This is a genomic window from Mycobacterium sp. SVM_VP21 (assembly GCA_024758765.1).
Classification (GTDB): domain Bacteria; phylum Actinomycetota; class Actinomycetes; order Mycobacteriales; family Mycobacteriaceae; genus Mycobacterium; species Mycobacterium heraklionense_C.
In genome coordinates this window covers 2951075-2974534 of record CP101406.1, presented here as the reverse complement: position 1 = coordinate 2974534, position 23460 = coordinate 2951075, and the positions used below count along the sequence as shown (strand labels likewise).

The following is a 23460-nucleotide window of genomic DNA, read 5'->3' as shown; positions in this document are numbered from 1 at the left end:
ATAGACTTGACCGTTAGGAAACGCAATGTCCCTTAATGCTCCGGCGCGGCGCCGCCGTGGACACGCACTGGAGGAGGCCCTGCTGGACGCCGCGTGGGCCGAGCTGACCGAACGCGGTTATGACGACCTGACGATCGACGCCGTCGCCGCGCGGGCGGGCACCAGTCGCGCCGTGCTATATCGGCGCTGGTCCAACAAGCAGGAGCTGGTGCGCGCAGCGATGGCGCACGAGGTCGGCAAAGACGTCGTGGTCGTCCCCGATACCGGCAGCCTGCGTGGTGACGTCATCGAGCTGCTCCGCCAGGCCAACAAGCTGCGGATCGGGCTGGTGACGCTGTTACTGACCCGGCTCGGTGGCTTCTACCAGCAGACCGGCAGCAGTCTTGCCGACCTGGAGGCATTCGTACACGGCGACCGCGACGCGGTGTTGGAGCAGCTGATCCGACGGGCTGTCGAGCGCGGTGAAATCCAGCCCGGACAGCTGACCGACCGGATCGCGCGGCTGCCCATCCAGCTGTTCCGCTACGAAGTCCTCATGACGCTGCAACCGCTGTCCGATGAGGCGATCGAAGAGATCGTCGACACCATCTTCCTTCCGCTAATCGATAGCCGTGACTGATGCCGAGGCCCGTCGATAACATGAGCCCGCGCGGGTGGACAGCTCACGCTTCAACCTGGCCGTTTTCGATCGCTCAAGAGACAGGGGCGCGGACTGTGCGGGTGAGCTATCGCCGGTGGGTCGGAGTGTGCGTGCTGCTGCCGCTGCTGGCCGTGGTGCGTGCTCCGGTCGCCTCGGCCGCGCTCCCGCTGGGCGGTGGAGCGGGCATCATCGTCAACGGCACCTACTGCACCCTGACCACCATCGGCCACGACAAGACCGGTGAATTGGTCGGTTTCACCGCCGCGAGCTGCGGCGGGCCGGACTCACCAGTCGTTGCTGAGGGCTCCGAGGACCTCGGGGCGGTAGGTACCGTGATCGCCATCGGAAGCGACCCTCGTCTGGACTACGCGGTGATTAAATTCGACCCCGCCAAAATCACCCCCATCGCCAATTTCGCTGGCTTCGTCATCAACGGCATCGGCCCCGCCCCGGAATGGCACCAACCCGAATGTCGACTCGGCGCCGCCACCGGTGACTTCTGCAGCAGCAACAGTTCCCTTCCCGGCCCTGGCCCCCACATGTCCATGGGTGGGGGCACCTATCAACCCGGCGATAACGGTGGCCCGGTCACCTCCAATGACCTGCTTCTCGGCATGGTCACCGGCGGTCTATTCCTCCCTGGCATCGCCCCTGGCGACGTTCCGAGTTCGCCCCCGCATCAATTCACACACATGACGAAGTTCAGCGCGATCCTCGACGACGTGAACTCCAGTGGCGCGCCCGGCTCCGGGTTCATCCCGATCCCGGCCTGAGATCGGCACCGGTGAGACTGCACCGCGGACGCCACCGCTGCTCAGGCGGCGCCTATCGACACCATGATGCGGTGGCGGATGCTCGCCAGCTGCGCCGGGGTGATCCGCGAGTCAGTGGGGCTCACCCGCCGCGGCGACACGCTGGTGAGGTGATGCGCCAACGCCCAACACGTCGCATCGGCTCCGTTCTCGACCGTCGGCTCGATTCGCTCGGCGAACGTCCGGTGCGCCAGTCCCGGTCCCCCATGGTTGCCCCGCTGCGTGATGGCGAGCGGTCAAACGCCGTGGCCTTGACTACCGCCACACAGCGGCGAGGATTTGCTGAGCCGCCAACGCGGGGGTCAGCTCGCCGCTGAGCACTTGCTGTTCCACCTCGGCACTCAGCTCGCGCACCGCGGGATCCGAGAGCACGCGATCCAGCACAGCGTCGCGCACCAGCTGCCGGGTCCAGTCCACCTGCTGGGCCCGCCGCCGGGCGTCGAACTCGCCGGCATCGATCAGCGTTTGGCGATGCCGCTCCACCGTCTCCCAGAATTCCGGCAGCCCGGTGCCCTCGATCGCGCTCATCGTCAAAACCGGTGGTCGCCAGAGCGTTTCGCGGGGATAGATGAGTCGGATCGCGGTCGACAGCTCCCGCGCGGCCAATCGTGCCTCGGCGAGGTGCTTGCCGTCTGCTTTGTTGACCACCACGATGTCGGCCAGTTCCAGCACACCCTTCTTGATGCCCTGCAACTGATCTCCGGTACGCGCCAGGGTCAGGAACACGAAGGTGTCGACCATGTTGGCGACCGTGACCTCGGATTGGCCGACGCCGACGGTCTCGATCAGGATCACATCGAAGCCGGCGGCCTCCAGCAGCACCACCGTCTCGCGGGTGGCCTTGGCGACCCCGCCCAGGGTGCCCGACGTCGGCGACGGACGGATGTAGGCGCGTTCGTCCGTCCCCAACCGCTGCATCCGGGTCTTGTCCCCCAGGATCGACCCGCCGGTGCGCGTCGAGGACGGGTCCACGGCGAGCACCGCAACCCGGTGGCCCTGCTCGATCAGGTGCATCCCGAGGGCTTCGATGGTGGTCGACTTGCCCACGCCGGGCACACCGGTGATCCCCACCCGGCGAGCCCCGCCGGCGTCCGGCAGCAGCGCTAACAGCAGCTCCTGCGCCTGCTGGCGGTGGTCGGGGCGGGTGGACTCCACCAGGGTGATAGCCCGGGGCAGCACCGAGCGGTCACCGGAGCGCACCGCCGCCGCCAACTCGGCAACGGTGTCAGACACGTTGTCGGCCATCTATTTCTGGTCTGCCGCCGGTTCTGTCTGGCCGGCGAGCTCGTAACCTCGTCGCGACGCGAGCGTCTTCAGCAGGTCCACCGCAGCATCGGCGATCACCGTGCCGGGCGGGAAGATCGCGGTCGCCCCGGCGGCATAGAGCTCGTCGAAGTCGCCGGGCGGAATGACTCCCCCGACCACGATCATGATGTCGGGCCGGCCCACCTGCGCCAGCGCGTCACGCAGTGCCGGCACCAGTGTCAGGTGCCCGGCCGCCAGCGACGACACCCCGACCACATGCACGTCGTTGTCGGCGGCCTGGCGGGCCACCTCATCGGGGGTGGAGAACAAGGCGCCGACGTCCACGTCGAAGCCGATGTCGGCGAACGCGGTGGCGATCACCTTCTGGCCACGGTCGTGGCCGTCCTGGCCCATCTTGGCGACCAGGATGCGGGGCCGGCGGCCGTCGGCCTCGGCGAACTTCTCCACCAGAGCGGTTGCGCTAGCGATGTTGCTGCCCTTCCCGACTTCGTCACGGTAGACGCCAGAGATCGTCCGGATCTCGGCCTGATGGCGACCGTAGACCTTTTCCAGGGCGTCGGAGATCTCCCCGAGGGTGGCCTTGGCCCGGGCGGCGTCGATGGCCAGCGCCATCAGGTTGTTGCCCAGCCCGTCCTCGCCGGCCGGACCAGTGGCGCCGGCCGCCCGGGTCAGCTCGGCCAGGGCAGCCTGGCAGGCCGCCTCGTCGCGGTCGGCGCGCAGCTGCTGAAGTTTGGCCAACTGCTCGGCGCGCACCCGGCTGTTCTCGACCTTGAGGACCTCGATCTCCTGGTCCTCGGCGACCTGGTACTTGTTCACCCCGATCAGGGGCTGACGCCCGGAGTCGATGCGGGCCTGAGTGCGGGCGGCGGCCTCCTCGATGCGCAGCTTGGGGATGCCCTCGCTGATCGCCTGGGCCATGCCGCCGTGCGCCTCGACCTCTTCGATGTGCGCCCGAGCCCGCTGCGCCAACTGGTGGGTGAGCCACTCCACGTAGTAGGAGCCGCCCCACGGGTCGATCGGCCGGGTGGTGCCCGACTCCTGCTGCAGCAGCAGCTGGGTGTTGCGGGCGATGCGGGCGGAGAAGTCGGTGGGCAGCGCCAACGCCTCGTCGAGGGCGTTGGTGTGCAGCGACTGAGTGTGGCCCTGGGTGGCGGCCATCGCCTCAACGCAGGTCCGCGCGACGTTGTTGAAGACGTCCTGGGCGGTCAGTGACCACCCCGAGGTCTGCGAATGCGTGCGCAGTGACAGCGATTTCGCGCTCTTGGGGTCGAACTTCGCGACCAGTTCGCTCCACAGCAGCCGGCCCGCGCGCAGCTTGGCGACCTCCATGAAGAAGTTCATCCCGATGCCCCAGAAGAACGACAACCGGGGCGCGAACTTGTCGATGTCCAAGCCTGCGTCCAGGCCGGCCTTGATGTAGTCCACCCCGTCGGCCAGCGTGTAGGCCAACTCCAAATCTGCTGTGGCACCGGCCTCTTGGATGTGGTAGCCCGAGATCGAGATCGAGTTGAACTTGGGCATCTTGGCGCTGGTGTAGCCGAAGATGTCGGAGATGATCCGCATCGACGGCTTCGGCGGGTAGATGTAGGTGTTGCGCACCATGAACTCTTTGAGGATGTCGTTCTGGATGGTGCCGGCCAGTTTCTCCGGCGGCACCCCCTGCTCCTCGGCGGCCACCACGTACAGCGCCAGGATCGGCAGCACTGCCCCGTTCATGGTCATCGACACGCTGACCGCGCTCAGGTCGATCCCGTCGAACAGTTGCCGCATGTCCAGGATGGAATCGATTGCCACCCCGGCCATTCCGACATCACCCTGCACCCGGGGGTGATCCGAGTCGTAGCCGCGGTGGGTAGCCAGGTCGAACGCTACCGACAGACCCTTCTGCCCGGCCGCGAGGTTTCGGCGGTAGAACGCGTTGGAGTCCGCCGCGGTCGAGAACCCGGCGTACTGGCGAATCGTCCACGGCTGGTTGACGTACATCGTCGGGTACGGCCCACGCACGAACGGGGCCTCGCCGGGGAAGCTGTCCAGCGGGTAGCCCTCGGCGACCGCGGCGGAGCGATCAGCGGCGGTGTACACCGGCTTGACCGCAATTCCCTCCGGGGTCTGCCATTCCAGCTGCTCGGGTGTGTAGCCGTGCGCGGCGGCGGCGGCCGCGACGTGCTCGGCGACGGCGGTCTCGGTCACCGGTTCGGCGACGCGGTCACCGTGCAGCGCGACCTCGGCGAAACTACCGAGCGTGCCGTGTGAGGTGCTCGTGGTCATGGCTCTCAGGCCCCCAATCGGGTCAGTAAGTCCGACAGCGCCTGCACCGCATCGATTTTCATGGTCAGGTAGTCGTCTGGCTTCGGATCGGAGTCGGCGTTACCGGCCAGCGCTTTAGCCGGCCCGGCCAGGTAGACCCGGCCGACTCCGGCGGTACGCGCCGCCCCGATGACTGCGGCCGCTTCGGCGCCGTAGCGGGCATCGCTGCCGCACAGCACCACCGCCTCGGGTGAGCCGGCGTCCGCGACAGCCTTGGCCACCTGCTCGGCATCCACCGTGCCCGGATTGATCACCGCGATACCGCCGGAGGCCAGCAGGTTCGCGGCGAACGTGGTCCGAAGGTTGTGTTCGGCAATCGGCCCCAGCGGCAGCAACAACACCTGCGGCCGGGCACCGGTGCGCGCCAAGTAGGCGTCGGAGCGGTCCCGCAACGCCTCGAACTGCGCCGCGTAGCGCCGCACTCCGGCCGGGGCCGATGGGTCGACAGACTCGGAAGACACCGCCAGCGGCGGCTCATCGAGGTTCGGGTACTCGTTGACCCCGGTGATCGCGTTGCGCCGATGTGCGATGTCCTGGGCCCGGGCGGCGGCAACCTCGGCGATCCGTTCGCCGATGTGCTCGCGGGCGGCCTCGAATCCGCCGAGGGCTTCGATCTCCTGGAACTGGCGCCAGGCCTGCTGCGCCAACTGTTCGGTGAGGTCTTCGACGAACCAGGATCCGCCGGCCGGGTCCAGCACCTGGCCCAGGTGCGACTCTTCCAGCAACAGCAGTTGGGTGTTGCGGGCGATCCGCCGCGAGAACGTTGTCGAGGTGCCGGGCTGCCCACCGGGAATCACTGTGTCGAACGGCCACACCAGCACGGTGTCCGCCCCGCCAACACCGGCGCCGAAAGCGGCCAAGGTGGTGCGCAGCATGTTCACCCACGGGTCACGCTGCGTCATCATCGCCAGGGATGTCTCGGCGTGGACGACCGCGGCGCCGGCTTCTGGCGCCCCGGCGACCTCGGTGACCCGAGCCCAGAGTTGGCGCGCCGCCCGGATCTTGGCGATCGTGATGAACTGGTCGTCGTCGGCGGCGATCCGGAAGCTGATCTGGCGGGCGGCGTCGGCCACCGACAGGCCGGCGTCGGTGAGCACGCGCAAGTAGGCCACGGCTGCGGCCAGGCCGGCCGCCAGCTCCCCGGACGCGCCGGCGCCCAGATTGTGCAGGGCCGGGCCGTTGACGGCGATGGCCCGCACCCCTGGATGGGCGACGGCCCGCGACGCCATCGCGATCACCTCGTCGATCGACGGTGCCGGACGGTCTGCCAGCGGCGCGGTCAGCGGGTCGGCACCCAAATCCACCGACAAGTTCGCGCGGTTGTCCGGGTCGAGCGCGTCGACCAACGCCAGCATGGTTTCGGCGGCGGTGGTGTAGTCGCCGACACCGGCACCATCGAGCAGTACCGGCACCAGGTCCAGGTATACGTCGTCGAACACGCCCCGCAGCTCGGCGGCTGGCACGCCTGCTCCGCCGACGCGCAGTGTCAGCGCGCTGACGCCGTCGGTCAGAGCGCTCAGAACGGCGCCGTTGGCGTCGGCGGCCGATCCCGGCCCGCCGATGGGAAAGACCTCGGCGACCTTCCAGCCGGTGTTGACATCGCGCCGGGCGTCGGCACCGCGCACGAAGGGCCACTGGCCCGGCAACGGCGGCTCCGGTAACGCGTCCAACGCGGTGTAGAGCGCCCGAACGGCGAAGCCGCCCTGCCCTGCCAGCCCCTCCACCGGGGTGTCCAGCAGCCGCTCGGGCTCACCGCCGGTCTCCGCGTCGATATCGGCCGGCTCGCGGCGCGCGCTCTTGGCCAGCACTCCGGCCACGGCGGCACGCCAGCGGGCTCGAGCCTGCTGGATGCCGGCGGGTTCGGCGAACACGTCGATCGACACCGGCGACTCCTGTGGTTACTCGCGGGTAGCTGTTGAATCGCTACCCAACATGTGTCAACCAGGCTAAATGATGCCGATCGACCGACTCGGGTGAGGTGTGCCGAGCGGCGAAACTCCCGCTGAGTGACGCGAAGTGTTCACCCGCGGCCCGTAGTCTTGAATGCCGTGCTGCCCGCCGCGACCCGAATCCCGCATGTGCTGCGTGGCGCCCGGTCGGCATTCATCGCCACCGCGCGCCAAGTGGCGCTGCGACGGCTGGCGTTGACCACGGCCGTCATCGCAAGCCTGGTCGCGGTCGCGCTGCTGGTCCCCGTGCCCTCCGCCGTGCAGCTGCGGGACTGGGCGCAGACGTTGGGGCCGTGGTTTCCGGTGGCGTTTTTGGTGGCGCACACCGTCGTCACGGTGTTCCCCTTCCCGCGCACCGCGTTCACGCTGGCCGCCGGCCTGCTGTTCGGCCCGTGGCTGGGCGTTGCGCTGGCGGTGGTGGCCAGTGCGTTGAGCGCCGTGGGTGTGCTGATCCTGATGCGGGTGTTCGGTTGGCAGTTGAGCCGGGCGGTGCGTCATCCGCGGCTCGACTCACTCGACGCCCGCCTTCGTCAGCGCGGGTGGCCCGCTGTGGTGTCGCTGCGGTTGATTCCGGCGATCCCGTTCTCGGTGATCAACTACGCCGCCGGCGCCTCGGCGGTGCGACTGGTCCCCTACACGGTGGCCACCCTGGTCGGGCTGCTGCCAGGCACCGCCGCGGTGGTGGTGCTCGGAGATGCCCTGACCGGCGAGGTGAGCCCGCTGCTGTTCGCGGTGTCGGCGTGCACCGCCGCCGTCGGGGTGGCACTGCTGGTCTACGAGGTCCGGGTCCACCGTCGGCACCGGCCGCAAGACGATCCGGAAACCTGTGAGTGCGACCCCGCCGAGCCGGTGACCATCGGCTGATCGCCACATGTCGGTCGGTGACGCGACCGCAGAATCAGGCGTACCTTGCAACAGTAAGCTGATCTAACGTTAGGGCGTCTGATGCGCAGGTGGCGGCGGCGATCGTCGCAGGGAACCGAATCGGCGACCGTGCTCGCCGATTTGGCGCCGGGCCAGCGAGCCACCATCACCGGTGCCGCATCGCACGCCCCTCCGGCGGTGGCAAATCGACTGCGCCAGCTCGGATTCCGTCCAGCCACCCGCGTCGACGTGGTCCGCCGGGCCCCGCTGGGCGATCCCACCATCTACCGCGTGCAAGACACCGAACTGTGTCTGCGGCGCCGGGAAGCCCGGCTGATCGAAATCGACCCAGAAATCGACGTCGGCGGTGGTCAGCGATGACCGACTGCCACGAGGGCAGGGCCACCGCCGCAAATGTGACGCCGGCACAGCGGATCGCGCTGGTCGGAAGCCCGAACGCCGGCAAGACCAGCGTGTTCAATCACCTGACCGGCCTGCGCGCCAAGACCGGCAACTATCCGGGCGTCACGGTGGGGCGCAGCGTCGGGTTGGCGACCATCGACGGTGTCGAGGTGGCGATCGAAGACCTGCCCGGCACCTACAGCCTGGACCCGATCAGCCCGGACGAACAGGTTGTTGTCGACGTGTTGGCCGGCGGAATCAACGGGATCGGCCGGCCCGACGTGATCGTGCTGGTCGCCGACGCCACCACACTGCGCCGCTCCATCACCTTGGTGGGCCAGGTACTGGGTCTGGACCTTCCCACCCTGTTGGTGCTCACCATGACCGACGAATTGCGTTCGCGCCGCGGCGGAGTCGACGTGGAAGCTCTTACGGCCGCGATCGGCATACCGGTCGTGGCCGTCATCGCCAACCGTGGCGCCGGCATCGAGAGCCTGCGCGCCCTGTTGGGCTCCAGTGACACCTGGTCACGGCCTGCGGTGCTGCCGCCGTCGGAGGCCGAGGCGCTCGACGCCTGGGGCAAATCGGTGCTTTCCGCCGCGAAGTACGTTGCCCCGCATCGGGATCAGCGGACCGCCCGGATCGACGGCTTGGTATTGCATCCGCTGTGGGGCATCGTGATCTTCTTCGCGGTCATGTTCGCGTTCTTCCAGATCATCTTCACCGTCGCCGCCCCACTGCAGGACCGGATCGCCGCCGGGCTCGACTGGCTGGGATCGCAGGTCAACAGCCACCTCGGCGGCACGATGGTTGGCGGTCTGATCGGCGACGGGGTGATCGGTGGGGTCGGCACCGTGTTGCAGTTTCTTCCGCAGATTGTGTTGCTGTTCTTGCTGATTGCGCTGCTAGAGAATGTCGGCTACATGTCACGTGCCGCATTCTTGATGGATCGCGTCATGGCCAGAACCGGACTGGAAGGTCGCGCGTTCGTGGCGATGCTGTCCTCGTTCGCCTGCGCGGTCCCCGGGATCATGGCAACACGCACACTGCCGTCATCGCGTGATCGGATCGCCACCATCATCAGCGCGCCCTTGATGACGTGCTCCGCGCGGCTGCCGGTCTACACCCTGCTCGTCGGGCTCCTGGTGGCACCACAGACGCATTGGTCGGGCTTCAGCGCGCAGGGTGTCACCATGTTCCTGCTGTATCTGGGCGGTGGCACCTCGGCCCTGCTGGCCGCGGCGGTGTTCAAGTCGACGATTCTGCGCAGCGACCTACTGCCGTTCACGATGGAACTGCCGCCGTATCGCTTCCCCTCACCCACTGCGGTTCTCGTCGCGATGTGGAACGCGGCGAAGATCTTCTTGCGTAAGGCGGGAACCGTCATTCTGGCCACCTCGCTGGTGCTGTGGGTATTGATGAATCTGCCCACTCGCACCGCCGAGACGGCAGCGCTGCCACCACCCGACGCCACCGCCTACGTCCTGGACCACAGCTACGCCGCCGGCATCGGCAGGGCGATCGAGCCGGTTTTCGCACCCCTGGGCTTCGACTGGCGCACCAACATCGCGCTGGTCGGGTCGCTATCGGCCCGGGAGGTGTTCGTGTCCACGCTCGGCCAGGTGTCGGCGGCGACCAACCCGACCGACCCGCACCAGGCGCTGCTGTCGATGTCCGACGACAACGGCCGGCGAGTGTTCAGCGCACCGACGGTCATCGCGCTGATGGTGTATTTCATGTTCGCGCTACAGTGCATGTCCACCGTCGCGGTGATGCGTCGGGAGACCAATTCCTGGCGATGGCCTGCCTTCGCTTTCGGCTATATGTTCGTCTTGGCCTGGGTGATGGCGTTCGCCGTCCGGTCGATCGCAGTAGGCCTGGGCACATGATCCCCATGCATGCGGTCGCCACCGCTGATCCGCAACGGGTGCGGTGGGTGGTTGACCACGACCGTATGCCCGCAGCCGGGCGGGTCCAGCAGGCTCCCGGCCGGCTGGGTGAGCTGCGGGACGACGGCGTCATCGATGAGCTGACGGTGACCGGATCGGAGATCGCGATCACGCTGAGCCGCCAGCAGAATTGGCGGGCTCGCGGCGAGGAGATCCGCGCCGCACTCGACGAAGCGCTGCGAGCGCCGGCCGACTGGCGGGTCGCCCCCGCCGAGCGCACCGGCGACCTGACGCGGGCAGTCCGGGAGCTGCTGGACGGGCCGATCGGCGATATCGCCGCGTCGCACGGCGGCGCGATCGAGCTGGTCGAGGTGACCGGCGACCGAGTGCGGGTGCGGATGTCCGGCGCCTGCCACGGCTGCCCCGCCTCGGAATCGACGCTGTACGACCGACTGCAACGCGAACTTCGCCGCCGGTTCGGCGAGCAGGTCACGGTTTTGGTGGACAACCCGTCGGCTGCGGTGTCTGTCGGCAAGACGCTGTTGGCCTTGTTCGTCCGCCCAACGAATGATCCGCCGCGTCGGCGGAGCCGCGGGTAGCGTACTGAAGATGCCGTCCTTGGCCGACACGGTCAGCCGCCTGTTGAGTTCACGACGGCTGATGCGCGCCCCGATCTGGCTGTACCGCGCACGACTCGGCGGCCTACTCGGCCCGCGCCTGTTGATGCTCGAGCACATCGGTCGCAAGACGGGCGTCCGCCGCCGCGTCGTCCTAGAAGTCATTGACCATGCCGTGGGCGACAGCTATGTGGTGGCATCGGGGTTCGGTGACCGCGCTCAATGGTTTCGCAACATCCGCGCCAACCCCCGAGTGCGGGTCTACACCGGGAGCAGGACTGCGGTACCGGCCGCCGCCCGAGTGCTGGAGCAGGCCGAAGCCGACCGGGTGCTGGGCCACTACATCGAGCGCCACCCCCGCGCGTGGGAGAAGTTCAGCGCGGTACTCGAGAAGACGCTGGGCGAAGCGGTAAGCCCTCCCAATACGGCGCTGCCGCTGGTCGAATTGCGCCTGGACCGCTAGCGCCACGGCAAACAACACGATGCCCTCATTAATCCAGCAACAATTCGGTGAAAAACGGTGTGCGAATAGCGGGCGAAAGACCCTGCACCGTTACAGTCTTCTTTAGTGCCATGTGCTGGCACAGCACAAATTGGACAAGTGCTCGACGGAGTGAAAGGACCGGATCAATGGATGATCGGAACGCCTCGGTGCGCAAATATTTGACCGAAATGATCGGCACGTTCGTTTTCATGTTCGCTGTGCTCGGCATCATCTTGTCCGGCACCGAATGCGTCGCTGCCACCGCGCTGGGCATCGGCTCGGTGCTGATGGTGATGGTCTATGCCAGTGGGCACATCTCGGGCGGCCACCTGAACCCGGCCGTCTCCGTGGCCGCGTATTTGCGGGGCGCACTGCCATTGGGCGACTTGGGGCCCTACATCGTTGCGCAGTTGGTCGGCGCACTCGCCGCGTTCGGTGTGGGTTTCGGGCTGTGGCATGACAAGTACGCCACTGGAACACTTGACCTGACCGGTACCGTCTGGCCCGCATTCTTGGCCGAATTAGTATTCACGTTCGCGCTGTGTTACGTCGTCTTGCACACCGCAACCAGCAAAGACAGTGCCGGCAACAGCTTCTATGGTCTGGCGATCGGATTCGTGGTGACCGTCGGCGTGGTGGCGGTCGGCGCGATCTCGGGCGGTGCGTTCAACCCGGCCATCACCTTCGGCCTGATGCTGTCGGGGATCTTCGCCTGGAAGTTCCTCTGGGTCTACCTGATCGCCCAGCTGCTCGGCGCGGTCGTGGCCGCCTACGCCTACAAGGCGACCACCCTCGACGATCGCACCGCCGCCTCCTCCCGCAGGGGCTAGGGCAACGACGGCTCCAGGGCCCGTACCCCGCCTCCGGCGGTGTGCGGGCCCTGGACCGTCATCGCAGCGAACACCATCAGCAGCAGGACCGCGGGAACAATGTTGGCGATCCGGTTGCGCACGCGCAGGTGGATGCCCAGCGCCCCGGCAAAATACAGCGTCAACAATCCGGTCGTGACCCGGGCAACGGCAGGGAAGCGGAACACCGATGCCAGCCCCAACGCGGTAGCGGCCTTGGCCACCGGGACCGCCCAGCGGACTTCCTCGGGAATCCGCATGGCATCCATGTTCTTGGCGACATAAGGCACCGGGATCGCCGAGGCCACGGCGTCTCCGGCGAGGAATGCGGCCAGTGCCGCGTAGGTCGGCGGTGCCGTCAGCGCACTCACGCCGGACCGGGATCAAGCTGCGCCGGCAACACGCCCTCGACCGGCTTGCGCGCGTCGGCCTCGGCCTTGGCCACCGCCTGCGCGATCGCCGGGTCGGTCTGGGTGGTGAACCAGTCGGCGACCTCGTCGCTGTCGTCGGCGGCCCGGTGCCGCGGCTCGTCGTCGGGCGACGGCTGGTAGCGGAACACGCCGTCCTCACCGGGCGCCCCGAGCAGCTTGGTGAAGCCCTGCAGGGCGGTGCCGAAATCACTGGGCACCACCCACACCTTGTTGGCCTCGCCGCGCGCCATCTCCGGCAACACCTGCAGATACTGATAGGCCAACAACTCCGGCGTCGGCCGGGCCGCCTTGATCGCCGCGAAGGTCTTCTCGATGGCCTTGGCCTGCCCCTGAGCCTGCAGATAGGCGGCGGCCCGCTCACCCTGCGCGCGCAGCATCGTGGACTGCCGGTCGGCCTCGGCGGCCAGGATCGCCGCCTGCTTGGCGCCCTCGGCGGTCAGGATCTCGGACTGCTTCTGGCCCTCGGCCTGTTTGATGGCGGCCTCACGCTGGCCCTCGGCAGTCAAGATCATGGCCCGCTTCTCGCGATCGGCCTTCATCTGCTTCTCCATCGACGCCTGGATCGACGGCGGCGGGTCGATGCTGCGCAGCTCTACCCGGGCCACCCGCAGACCCCACCGCCCGGTCGCCTCGTCGAGCACGCCGCGCAGCTGGCTGTTGATCACCTCGCGGGAGGTCAACGTCTGCTCCAGCGTCATCCCCCCGACCACGTTGCGCAGCGTCGTGGTGGTCAGCTGTTCCACACCGACGATGTAGTTGCTGATCTCATAGACCGCGGCCTTGGGGTTGGTGACCTGGAAGTAGACGACGGTGTCGATGTTGAGCGTCAGGTTGTCCTCGGTGATCACCGGCTGCGGCGGGAACGACACCACCCGTTCGCGCAGGTCGATGCGGGCCCGCACCCGGTCGATGAACGGAACCAGCAGAGTCAGTTGACCACTGACGGTGCGGCTGTAGCGGCCGAGGCGTTCGATGACCGCCGCCTCGGCCTGCGGAATCAGCGCGACGGACTTGGCCACCACGATAGCCGCGAACACCACCAGGATGGCCAGCAGCACCAGTCCGGTTGTAACGCCCTCCATGAAGGCTCCTTCCTCTAGACGATCTTGCCGACCACCGCGGTAGCCCCGTCGATGTGCATGACCGTCACCTGTTCACCCGGCTCGAACACGTCGCCTTCGGCCAGTGCTCGGGCTGTCCACACCTCGCCACCCAACTTCACCCGGCCGCCGTGCTGCTCGACGCGGTCGAGCACCAGGGCGGTCTTGCCCGCCAAGGCGGCCACTCCGGTCTCAGTACCCACCCCGGACCACAGCCGGCGCCGCAGAGCCGGACGTACCAGCACCAGCAGCAGCACCGAAACCACCAGGAACACCGCACCGTCGGTCCACAGCGGCCAGTCGGTCAGGGCGCTGGCTGCCGCCGCCGACAGCGCACCACCGGAGAGCATGAGCAGGAACATGTCGCCCGTGAGAGCCTCGGCTCCTGCGAGCCCGAGTGCGAAGACCAACCAAATCAGGGCAGTCGGCATGCGGTCAGGATAGCCCGAGAACCGCCTGAACCTGTGCGGTCCGGCAGCGACGCCGCGGGCAACTACACTGCCTTGCATCATGTGGTGCCCGAGTACTTCCCTGTCGGTGTGGGCCAACGCCTGGCTTGCCGGCCGGGCCGCACCCGATGATGTGTTGGACGCATTATCGGCCTGGGCGCCAGTGCAATCGGTGGCCGCCCACGATGCGGTTGTCGCGAGCAGCATCGGCCTGTCATGGCCGGACGCGTGCGGCGGCGGCGCGGCCGCCCTGCTGCAGTTGGTGCGCGGCGCGGGGCCGTCGGCCGCCGGAGACGGTATCCGACCGGTGTTTCCGGTCCCCGGCGATGTCCGCGGACTGCCGGCCGCGACGATCTTTTCCCAGGAGGCGATCCTCGCCGGCGAGGCCGTTTTGATCGGGCCTTCGGATGCCTCACCACCGATCGGGCTGGTGCCGGCGTACTCCGATGACGGCGACGCCGACGATGGTTACGCCGCCGAGCTGTGCTGGACCGTGTTCCCGCTCACCAGCCTGCCGGCGAGTGAACAGCACGATCTCGGTGACGCCGAATACTCGTTGCGGTCGGCGGTGCGAACGGCCGCCGAAGCATTGGGCTCCACCGGTTCGCGGTGGGCCGACTACGGCGTGGAGGATCCGCGGCTGCGGGTGGAGCAGATGATGGAAGCCGCGCTCTTGCACCGGATTCCGGACCACGCGCCGAACCGTGCGGTGCGCGTTCTGCAGAGCGCCGCCCACGTCGAGGCGATTATCACCGTCAGCGCCGATCTGCTGACCGCCAGCGCTCAGACATCAGCGGCGGTACAGCGCGCCGTGGATGCGGTACAGCCGCTGACGGCGGTGGTGCGCTCGGCGCGCAGCGCAGCGGTGACCGAGATTCTGCACTCGGCCTGGCGGGCGTAGTGCACGGTCGGTGAAGATGGAACCGGATTGGGGTGCGCCGCGCCCTGGCCGAACCATGGAGATCGTTGCCCGCCTCTGAGCGACACCTGGCCGCCGCACGCCCCCATACCTCGTCGTCGTCGCGCTAAGGCGGGCAACTCTCCTATCGCTCTATTCCGGCGCCATCAAACCCGCCCACAGCACCGGGACCATGACGGAATCCGGGCACGCCGACCTAGGCGGCCTAGACGGGCTTCGAGGATGTCGGCGCCACGTCCGCGATGCAGTGCGATGAGCCGCACGGCGCCCCGTTGACCCCGAACCCGCAGCCTAGGCCTGTCGGTCCGGCAATGCGTTCGGGTGCGGTGCCGTCGCGCAGCTCCTCGACCAGGCCGCGGGCCAGCCGGGCCAGCCGTCGATCGGCATTCGGCGTGGTCGCCCGCGCGTAGGCGATTCCGGCATCCAGCGCCGCGGAGCGGACTTCGTTGTCGAGGTCCCAGATCACCTCGATGTTGTCGCTGAGAAAGCCGATCGGGCACACGATCACCGCGCGTGCGCCGTCCTCAGCCAGCGCCGCCAGGTGCGCTTCGACGTCGGGCTCCAGCCAGGGCACCTGTGGCGGCCCGGAACGCGACTGCCACACCTGGTCGTAGTCGGTGTAGCCGGCGGCGGCCGCGACCAGACTCGTCGCGTAGCCGACCTGGCGGCTGTACAGCTCGGGGCCATAGCGTGCGTCGGCGCTCACCGGGATGGAGTGCGCGGTGAACACCAGCCGGGCGGTATCGCGCAGGCCGGCCGGCAAGGTGTCGGCGGCGGCGCCAATCGCCTCGGCGAACATCGCCACGAACAACGGATGGTCGAAGTACTGGCGCAGTTTCACCAATTCCGGTGCCTGCTTCCCGACCGCCGCCCGCGCCCGGGCGATGTCCTCGGCGTACTGGTCGCAACCCGAATATCCGCCCCAGGCCGAGGTCGGGAATACCGCGGCACGTCGCACGCCGTCGGCCGCCATCGCCGCAACGACGTCCTCGACGTAGGGCTCCCAGTTGCGGTTGCCGAAATACACCGGCAGGCCGGGCATTTCGGCACGCATTGCGTCGGCCAACGCGCGGTTGATCCCGTTGATCGGCGACACGCCGCCGAAGTGCAGGTAGTGCTCGGCGACCGCGTCCAGTCGGGCCGGGGGCACTCCACGTCCGCGGGTGACGTTCTCCAGGAACGGCCGAACCTGCTCCGGGCCTTCGGGACCGCCGAAGGACAGCAGCAGGACGGCGTCGAGATCCATTTAGAGCAACTGGGTGTGCGCGCCGCCGTCGGCGTAGACGACCGTGCCGGTGGTGGCCGGCAGCCAGTCGGAGAGCAAGGCGCAGACGGTCTTGGCCACCGGCGTCGGGTCCTTCATGTCCCAACCGATCGGGGCACGCTGGTCCCAGCCCTCCTCCAGCAGCCGGATCTGCTCGCCGGCGCCCTCACCGAGCGCACCGCCGACGATCGCGCTCATCGCCAGGGTCCGGATCGGCCCGGCCGCAACCAGATTCGACCGCACACCCACCTGTCCGGCCTCGCGCGCCACGAATCGGTTCACCGACTCCAGGGCGCTCTTGGCCACCGTCATCCAGTTGTAGGCCGGCATTGCCCGGGTCGGGTCGAAGTCCATACCGACGATGCCGCCACCGGGGTTCATGATCGGCAGCACCGCTTTGGCCAGCGAGGCATAGGAGTAGGCCGAGATGTGGATGCCCTTGGCGACGTCCTCGTAGGGGGCGTCGAAGAACGGGTTGATGCCCATGCCGGTCTGCGGCATGAATCCGATGGAGTGCACCACGCCGTCGAGCTTGTTGCCCGCGCCGATCACCTCGGTGACACGCTCGGCCAACGAGCCCAGGTGCTCCTCGTTCTGCACGTCGAGTTCGAGCAGCGGCGCCGGCTCCGGGAGCCGGTCGATGATGCGCTGGATGAGCCGCAGCCGGTCGAAGCCGGTACACACCAGCTGCGCGCCGGCTTCCTGCGCCACCTTGGCGATGTGGAACGCGATCGAGGAGTCGGTGATGATCCCGGTGACCAGGATCCGCTTGCCTTCGAGAATGCCTGCCATGAAAAGTCCCCTATCTTGAACTGAACGAGTCGCTAGTGGCCCATGCCCATGCCGCCGTCCACGGGGATGACCGCGCCGGCGATGTAGCTGGCGTCCTCGGATGCCAGGAAGCTGACCGCACCGGCGACCTCCTCGGCGGTACCCACCCGCTTGGCCGGGATGAAATCCAGCGCACCTTGTTGGATCCGCTCGTCGAGGGCACGGGTCATCTCGGTGTCGATGTAGCCGGGCGCGACGACGTTGGCGGTGACACCGGCCTTGGACAGTTCACGGGAGATCGAGCGGGCCATGCCGATCAGACCCGCCTTGGCCGCCGCGTAGTTGGCCTGGTTGCCGATCCCCCACATGCCTGAGACCGAGCCGATGTAGATGATCCGGCCAAAGCGCTTGCGCTGCATACTGCGCGACGCCCGCTGGGTGACCCGGAAAGCGCCGGTGAGGTTGGCGTTGATGACCTCTTCGAAGCGCTCCTCGGTCATCCGCATCAGGAACGCGTCTTTGGAGATGCCGGCGTTGGCCACCAGCACCTCGACGGGGCCCTGGTGCTCCTCGACCTGCGTGAAGGCGCGGTCGACGGCGTCGTTGTCGGTGACGTCGCAGACCACCCCGAACAGTCCCTCGGGCGCGCCGGAGCCGCGGTGCGTCACCGCCACCTTGTGGCCGTCGGCGGCCAGTCGCTGCGCGATCGCCAATCCGATGCCCCGGTTTCCACCGGTGACGAGGACCGAACGGGATACAAATGCGGGCTTTCCTGCGGGAGCTTCGCTGTCTGTCACCGGCATAACCTATCGAATCGACACGTTGACTCTGCGCACAGGGCGCGGGCTACTCGCACTTTTGCGCCATGAGCGCAGAGCCAACGCCTGACTGTGACCTAAGCGGGCAGGCGCCGATTGAGCAGCAGGGCCGCCAGCCCGGCCAACGCCAAGATGAACGAGCCCAGCCGCAGCCAGCCGGTGCTGGCGTCACCGCGAATGGTCTCGAAGCCGATCTGGTCCTGCAGCGTGGAGTACACCTCTTTGAGCTGCTGCAGGCTGGAGGCGGTGTAGGCGCTGCCGCCGGACAGCTCGGCGATCTTCTTGAGCGAATCGTCGTCGACCGGCACCGGTTGGCGCTGCTCGTTGATCTCGACGTAGCCGTAGGCGGTGCCGAACGAGATCGTCGAGACCGGCACTCCCTGGTCCTTGGCGGTGCGCGCTGCGGTGAACGCCCCCTTGGGATTGTCGGGGTTGGACGGCACGGTCTCCTTACCGTCGGAGAGCAGCACAATACGGGCCGGCGGCGGGGTGTCGCCGCCCCCGATGACCGCACCCACCGTGGCGATCGCCTGCAGCGCGGTGAAGATGCCCTCACCAGTGGCGGTGCGGTCGGCCAGTTGCAACTTGTCGATCGCGGCCTTGGTGGCGTCGCGGTTGGTGGTCGGCGAGGTCAGCACGGTCGCGGTGCCGGCGTAGGCAATCAGGCCCAGGTTGATGCCGGCCGTCAGTTCGTCGGCGAACTGCTTGCCGGCTTCCTGCGCGGCCGCCAGCCGGCTCGGTGCCACGTCGGTGGCCCGCATCGATTGGGAGACGTCGATCACCAGCATCACCACCGCGCGGTTGCGCGGGATCCGGACGTCGTGGGTGGGGCCGGCCATCGCCACGGTGAACAGCAGCAACGAGCTGATCAGCAGGATCGCCGACAGGTGCCGCCAGCGCGTCGGCGATTTGGGCGCCACGCTCTCCAGCAGCTCCATGTTCGCGAACCGCAGGATCCGCCGATGCCGCGCCACCTGCATAAGGATGTACAGCGCGACCAGACCCAGGATCACGAACAGGAACAGAAAGAACCACGGGTGCGCGAAGCCCGTCAGCGTCATCGGCCCAAGCAGCGGCAATGTCATAGCAGACCTGTCTGTTTACGGGTCGAGTTCACGGCATCCCCGCCAGCGCGCCGCGCCGGCGTGACTCGACGAATCGGACGATGTCGGCGATCCAGTCCCGGTCGGTCCGCAACCCCAGCAACGGCGCGCCGCAGCTACGCAACGCACGCGCGACGTCGGCGCGGTGGGCCACCGCGGCCCGGGCAAAATCGTCGCGCAGCTTGGCATCGATGGTGAACTCGCGAGTGATCCCGGATTCGGTGTCCTGCAGCACCACGTCGCCCACGTCGGGCAACTCGACGTCGCGCGGGTCGAGGATCTCGATGCCCAACACCTCGTGGCGGGCGGCGATCGCTCGCAGCGGCCGCATCCAGTTGATCGGTCCGAGGAAGTCGCTGATGATGACCGCCATACCGCGCCGGCGCTCGGGCCTGCGCAGGGCGTCGATGGCCGCCGCCAGGTCACCCCGCACCCCGACGGGCGCCCGCGGAATGGTGGCGATGGTACGCAGCAGGGTCTGCTCGTGGTTGCGCCCAGAGCGGGCCGGGACCCGCACCACGCGCTCACCGTTGGCCACCAATGCGCCCAGCCGGTTGCCGCCGCCGCTGTTGAGGTAGACAATCGCCGACGCCGCCGCCACCGCCAGGTCACGCTTCTCGCAGGTAGCGGTGCCGAAGTCCATGCTGGCCGACATGTCGACCACCAGCCAGGTCTCCAGCTCGCGATCGGCGATCATCTGGCGGACGTGCGGATGGGTGGTGCGGGCAGTGACCGACCAGTCCATCCGACGCACGTCATCGCCCGGTTGATACAGCCGGGACTCACCGGGCTCGGAGCCCGGACCGGGAATCAGGCCGAGGTGATCGCCGTGCAGCACCCCGTCGAGCTTGCGCTTGACCGTAAGCTCCAGCGTGCGCAGCGCCGCCGCCAGCTTCGGGTCGCGGATTCCGCCGCGCAGCATCGATGGCGGTGCGGTGCTGATTCCGGGCGCCTGAGACGATCCAGCCCCGGTGTCGGGGTCGCTCACCGACCGCCGGCCACTGCCGCCGCGGTCGGGGCACCCGGTGCCGACGAATGCTGTTGCTGGGGAACCGCGTTCACCTGGGGCAGCGGCACCGTCTGCAGCACCCGGTTGATGACGATCTCCGGGGTGATCTCGTCGGCGAGTGCATCGTAGGACAGCACCAGCCGGTGCCGGAGCACGTCCGGAATGACCTCGATGACGTCCTGCGGGATCACGTAGTCGCGCCCGCGGACCAGGGCCAGCGCCCGGGATGCGGAGATGATGCCCAGCGAGGCACGCGGCGACGCACCGAACGACAGCCAGTTCTTCACGTCCGGCATGCCGAACTGCTCGGGCTGGCGCGTCGCGGTGATCACCCGGACCACGTAGTCCACCAGCGCGTGGTGCACGAAGTTGTTGGCCGCCAAGGTCTGCAGGCGCACCAGGTCGCCGGTGCTCAGGATCTGCTTGGGCTCCGGCGGGGTGACACCCATCCGGTAGATGATCTCGCGCTCCTCCTCGGGTGAGGGGTAGCTGACGTTGATCTTGAACAGGAAGCGGTCGCGCTGCGCTTCGGGCAGCGGGTAGACGCCCTCGTGCTCGATCGGGTTCTGGGTGGCCATCACCAGGAACGGGTTGGGCAGCGGGAACCGCTTGCCGCCGATGGAGACCTGGCGTTCCTGCATGACCTCCAAGAGCGCCGACTGCACCTTGGCCGGCGCGCGGTTGATCTCGTCGGCCAGCAGGAAGTTGGTCATCACCGGCCCGAGCTCGGTGTCGAACTCCTCGCGGCCCGCCCGGTAGATGCGGGTACCGATGATGTCGGTCGGCACCAGGTCCGGGGTGAACTGGATCCTGGCGAAGTTTCCACCCACCACCTTGGCGAAGGTCTCCACGGCCAGGGTCTTGGCGACACCGGGCACGCCTTCGAGCAGCACGTGCCCCTTGGCGAGCAGGCCGACCAGGATGCGCTCGACGAGCTGGTCCTGACCGACGATGACGCGCTTGACCTCGAAGATGGCCCGCTCCAGCGCGTGTACGTCGGCGGCGAGCCCGCTACCGCCGACAGTGCCTGTCTCGGCACCGGCCGAGCCGGGGAAACCGCTGGCGCCCGCGGGCGTCCCATCCGATGACGTCATCGACAAATCCTCCACAAAGGTCGGTCAGACACAACTGCTTGCACGGCACGCGGCCGAGGGGCAGCGTTGTGCCCTCGTTTCACTATTCCAGGGTTAGCAGCATCCGTCGACGTAAGGCCCCGCTCCGAATGCGTCAGTACTCAATGATCCGGGTCAGATACGGCGTCATCCCAGACGTCCGCACCGGGCTGACCACCACCTTGCCGGCGCTGCCCGAGGCCTCCAGCATCTTCCCGCCACCCAGGTACATGGTGACGTGCTGGCCGCCACCGGGGCCGTAGAACATCAGGTCGCCACGGCGGGCCTGATTGGGCGGAATGTGCCGACCGGCGTTGTACTGGTCACCGGAGAACCGCGGGATCAGCACACCGACGCCGGCGAACGCGTAACGCATCAGGCCCGAGCAGTCGAAACCGACGGTGCCTGCGCCCGAGTCGATGCCCTTGCTGGGACCGGTCAGCGAACCGCCGCCCCAGGAGTAGGGCACGCCCATCTGGGAGCCGCCGCGACGGATCACGTACTCGATGGCCTGCTTGCCGTGCACCCGCTGGCCGGGTGACACATTGCCGGCGGCTTCATCGCCGACGTTGAACCCGAGGCCCGACAAGAACTTGCGGCCCAGGTCCATCGTGGTCTGGGTGGCGTTGGCGGTGGCCTGCAGCGACGCGTTGGCGATGGCCAACGGGTCACCGGGCGCCCCGGCGCTGATCGTCGCCGGCAACGTCGGGTCCCACCCTGGGTCCGCCTCGGCCGGTCCGGCCAGGCCCACCATCACCGGGATGGCGACCAGCAGCGACCCGATGAGGCGCGAAAGAGGTAATGAACTCAGTTGCATTGCACCGCCGTCAGTACTCGATGTATCGGACTACATAAGGCGTCATGCCGCTCTTGCGGACCGGCGACACCTTGACCGTCTGCCCCACGTCGGGGGCCTCCAGCATCAGGCCGTTGCCGAGGTAGAGCGTTACGTGCTGACTGCCACCGGGTCCGTAGAAGATGACGTCGCCACGACGCGCCAGCGCCGAAGGGATCTGGCGGCCCATCTTGTACTGCGAACCCGAGTAGTGCGGCAGCTTGATGCCCACCCCGGCGAAAGCGAAGAGGATCAGCCCGGAACAGTCGAAACCGACCGTGCCCGAACCGGAGCCGATACCGCGGCCAGGCCCCGCAGCGGTGCCGCCACCCCAGGAGTAGGGCACGCCGCGCTGCGAAAGGCCCCGCCGGATCACGTATTCGGAGGCCTGCCGACCGTAAACCCGCGGGATCTTGCCGTTGTTGATACCGGTGTCGTCGGGCTTGGCCAACCCCAGCGACTGCAGGAATTTCTGGCCCAGGTTCGCCGTCACCTGCGCCGAGGTCTGCGAGATCCCGAGCACCTGGTTGATCACCGCGATCGGGTCACCGGGAACGTCGGCGCTGGGCACCATCGGCAGGGTCGGGTCCCAAGGACCGTCCCACTGCGCGGGCTTGCCCACCGTCGGGCCGGCCACCGGACCGGCGGGGTTTCCCCACCGATCACCGCCTGCTACGCCAGCCGGCGCTGACCCGGCCTGGGGCTGCTCGTAGCCACGGGCCGCCGCGATTTTGGCCTGTGCCTCGTTGCGTCGGGCGGCCAACCGGTCGATCTCGCCCTGCTGCTCGCCGAACTTGCGCTGGGTGTCGGTGAGCGCGGCCACCGCGGCGTCCTGACTGGACTGCGCGTCGGCGACGGCCTGGTCGGCCTTCTGCTTGGCCAACCGAGCGGCCGACTCCTTGTTCAACTGCTCGGTTCGGGCCTGCTTGAGGTGGTCCAGCGCCTGTTGGGAGGAGAGCGCCAGGGTCTGGCCGGCCGACGCCGTGGCGATCATCTCCGAGGGGTTGGCCGCGGTCAGGTAGCTGTCGGAGGGCCCGTTGACGTACGTCGACACGGCGAAGGTGTTGAACCGTCGTTGCGCGGCGGCGATCGCTGCATCGGCGTCGGCGATCGCCTGCCGGCCGGCCTCCACCTCCTGTTGGGCGGCGGCCGCGTCGTCGCGCGCGGTCTGCAGATCCACCAGGGCCTTGTTGACCCCTTCCTTCTCCTCTGCGATCTGCGCGCCCAGGTTCTGTAGCTGCTGGTTGGCGTCGGCGACGTCGGCGATCAGCGCGGCGATGCCGTCGGGGTCCTGCCCGGGTTGTGCTGCGGCCAGCCCCGGGGTGCCCAGCACCATCGCGGCACTGAGTACCGACACCGTCGCAGGGTGGGCGAACCGGGTCGCCAGCCGGAAAACAGAGCCACAGCGGATGCGTCTCATTCGGCTTGGATCTCCTCGGACTCTTCAGCAGGCGGCGCCATGCTTCGGCCGGTGGCAAAAGCACAGAAACAACAGATGCAACAGCTGCGCCTTTTGAGACCATACGTCACATCAGTCACTGGAGAAACGTTCGTAACAAACTACGTTTGTG

Annotated in this window: 23 protein-coding genes; 9 read left to right on the top strand and 14 right to left on the bottom strand. The window is 68.0% G+C overall.

Annotated elements, in window-relative coordinates; translation table 11 throughout:
* The first annotated feature begins 25 nt into the window (after positions 1 to 25).
* Positions 26 to 619, top strand: coding sequence for a TetR/AcrR family transcriptional regulator (locus NM962_13715; protein ID UVO11061.1), 594 nt, complete (start codon positions 26 to 28; stop codon positions 617 to 619).
* A 95-nt stretch (positions 620 to 714) separates the two neighbouring features.
* On the top strand, positions 715 to 1413 hold the full coding sequence (locus tag NM962_13710) for a S1 family peptidase (protein UVO11060.1): 699 nt from the start codon (positions 715 to 717) through the stop codon (positions 1411 to 1413).
* A gap of 294 nt (positions 1414 to 1707) precedes the next feature.
* Here NM962_13710 and meaB read toward each other — a convergent pair whose 3' ends face one another.
* From meaB to mutA, 3 genes are read right to left on the bottom strand one after another with little or no spacing between them, the layout of a single operon-like run.
* Positions 1708 to 2697, bottom strand: a complete 990-nt coding sequence (gene meaB / locus NM962_13705) for a methylmalonyl Co-A mutase-associated GTPase MeaB (protein ID UVO11059.1) — start codon at positions 2695 to 2697, stop codon at positions 1708 to 1710.
* A complete protein-coding gene (gene scpA / locus NM962_13700) occupies positions 2698 to 4986 on the bottom strand; it encodes a methylmalonyl-CoA mutase (protein ID UVO11058.1) in 2289 nt (762 codons plus the stop codon). It abuts the gene before it with no gap.
* A gap of 5 nt (positions 4987 to 4991) precedes the next feature.
* Entirely contained in the window at positions 4992 to 6908 is a 1917-nt protein-coding gene (gene mutA, locus NM962_13695) for a methylmalonyl-CoA mutase small subunit (GenBank protein ID UVO11057.1), read from the bottom strand.
* 165 nt (positions 6909 to 7073) lie between these two features.
* Here mutA and NM962_13690 point away from each other — a divergent pair, with 165 nt between their 5' ends.
* The 6 genes from NM962_13690 (at position 7074) to NM962_13665 (ending at position 12060) form a co-directional block, all read left to right on the top strand.
* Positions 7074 to 7838, top strand: coding sequence for a TVP38/TMEM64 family protein (locus NM962_13690; protein UVO11056.1), 765 nt, complete (start codon positions 7074 to 7076; stop codon positions 7836 to 7838).
* Positions 7839 to 7919: 81 nt separating this feature from the next.
* Complete coding sequence (locus tag NM962_13685) at positions 7920 to 8219, top strand: ferrous iron transport protein A (GenBank protein UVO11055.1); 300 nt, start codon at positions 7920 to 7922, stop codon at positions 8217 to 8219.
* Positions 8216 to 10129, top strand: a complete 1914-nt coding sequence (locus NM962_13680) for a ferrous iron transporter B (protein ID UVO11054.1) — start codon at positions 8216 to 8218, stop codon at positions 10127 to 10129. The genes NM962_13685 and NM962_13680 overlap by 4 nt, the downstream gene beginning before the upstream one ends.
* Positions 10126 to 10728 carry a NifU family protein gene (locus NM962_13675; protein UVO11053.1) on the top strand — a complete coding sequence of 201 codons (603 nt, stop codon included), beginning with the start codon at positions 10126 to 10128 and terminating at the stop codon, positions 10726 to 10728. The genes NM962_13680 and NM962_13675 overlap by 4 nt, the downstream gene beginning before the upstream one ends.
* A 10-nt stretch (positions 10729 to 10738) precedes the next feature.
* Positions 10739 to 11209 (top strand): nitroreductase family deazaflavin-dependent oxidoreductase, encoded by a 471-nt coding sequence (locus NM962_13670; GenBank protein ID UVO11052.1) that lies wholly within the window; start codon positions 10739 to 10741, stop codon positions 11207 to 11209.
* A gap of 167 nt (positions 11210 to 11376) precedes the next feature.
* The gene (locus NM962_13665; GenBank protein UVO11051.1) at positions 11377 to 12060 is read left to right on the top strand and encodes an aquaporin; all 684 of its coding nucleotides are present in this window, start codon (positions 11377 to 11379) and stop codon (positions 12058 to 12060) included.
* On the opposite strand, the gene NM962_13660 is transcribed toward NM962_13665, so the two are convergent.
* From NM962_13660 to NM962_13650, 3 genes are read right to left on the bottom strand one after another with little or no spacing between them, the layout of a single operon-like run.
* Positions 12057 to 12449 carry a DoxX family protein gene (locus NM962_13660; protein UVO11050.1) on the bottom strand — a complete coding sequence of 131 codons (393 nt, stop codon included), beginning with the start codon at positions 12447 to 12449 and terminating at the stop codon, positions 12057 to 12059. The two genes, NM962_13665 and NM962_13660, sit on opposite strands and share 4 nt — an antisense overlap.
* Positions 12446 to 13591 carry an SPFH/Band 7/PHB domain protein gene (locus NM962_13655; protein ID UVO11049.1) on the bottom strand — a complete coding sequence of 382 codons (1146 nt, stop codon included), beginning with the start codon at positions 13589 to 13591 and terminating at the stop codon, positions 12446 to 12448. Before NM962_13655 ends, NM962_13660 begins: the two co-directional genes overlap by 4 nt.
* A gap of 14 nt (positions 13592 to 13605) precedes the next feature.
* Entirely contained in the window at positions 13606 to 14040 is a 435-nt protein-coding gene (locus tag NM962_13650) for an NfeD family protein (protein UVO11048.1), read from the bottom strand.
* Between the two features lie 79 nt (positions 14041 to 14119).
* Here NM962_13650 and NM962_13645 point away from each other — a divergent pair, with 79 nt between their 5' ends.
* Complete coding sequence (locus tag NM962_13645) at positions 14120 to 14959, top strand: hypothetical protein (GenBank protein UVO11047.1); 840 nt, start codon at positions 14120 to 14122, stop codon at positions 14957 to 14959.
* 223 nt (positions 14960 to 15182) lie between these two features.
* Here the strand turns inward: NM962_13645 and NM962_13640 are convergent, their stop codons facing one another.
* The 8 genes from NM962_13640 to ripA all read right to left on the bottom strand — a co-directional run bounded on the left by NM962_13640 (position 15183) and on the right by ripA (position 23309).
* The gene (locus NM962_13640; protein UVO11046.1) at positions 15183 to 16223 is read right to left on the bottom strand and encodes a ferrochelatase; all 1041 of its coding nucleotides are present in this window, start codon (positions 16221 to 16223) and stop codon (positions 15183 to 15185) included.
* Positions 16224 to 17033, bottom strand: coding sequence for an NADH-dependent enoyl-ACP reductase InhA (gene inhA, locus NM962_13635; protein UVO11045.1), 810 nt, complete (start codon positions 17031 to 17033; stop codon positions 16224 to 16226).
* Positions 17034 to 17065: 32 nt separating this feature from the next.
* The gene (gene fabG1 / locus NM962_13630; GenBank protein UVO11044.1) at positions 17066 to 17815 is read right to left on the bottom strand and encodes a 3-oxoacyl-ACP reductase FabG1; all 750 of its coding nucleotides are present in this window, start codon (positions 17813 to 17815) and stop codon (positions 17066 to 17068) included.
* Positions 17816 to 17907: 92 nt separating this feature from the next.
* A complete protein-coding gene (locus NM962_13625; protein ID UVO11043.1) occupies positions 17908 to 18915 on the bottom strand; it encodes a VWA domain-containing protein in 1008 nt (335 codons plus the stop codon).
* A 28-nt stretch (positions 18916 to 18943) separates the two neighbouring features.
* On the bottom strand, positions 18944 to 19855 hold the full coding sequence (locus NM962_13620) for a DUF58 domain-containing protein (protein ID UVO14724.1): 912 nt from the start codon (positions 19853 to 19855) through the stop codon (positions 18944 to 18946).
* A 62-nt stretch (positions 19856 to 19917) separates the two neighbouring features.
* A complete protein-coding gene (locus tag NM962_13615; protein ID UVO11042.1) occupies positions 19918 to 21036 on the bottom strand; it encodes a MoxR family ATPase in 1119 nt (372 codons plus the stop codon).
* A 133-nt stretch (positions 21037 to 21169) separates the two neighbouring features.
* Positions 21170 to 21871: an NlpC/P60 family peptidoglycan endopeptidase RipB gene (gene ripB, locus NM962_13610; protein ID UVO11041.1), complete on the bottom strand. Its 702-nt coding sequence runs from the start codon at positions 21869 to 21871 to the stop codon at positions 21170 to 21172.
* A gap of 10 nt (positions 21872 to 21881) precedes the next feature.
* Entirely contained in the window at positions 21882 to 23309 is a 1428-nt protein-coding gene (gene ripA, locus NM962_13605) for an NlpC/P60 family peptidoglycan endopeptidase RipA (protein ID UVO11040.1), read from the bottom strand.
* Positions 23310 to 23460 lie beyond the last annotated feature (151 nt).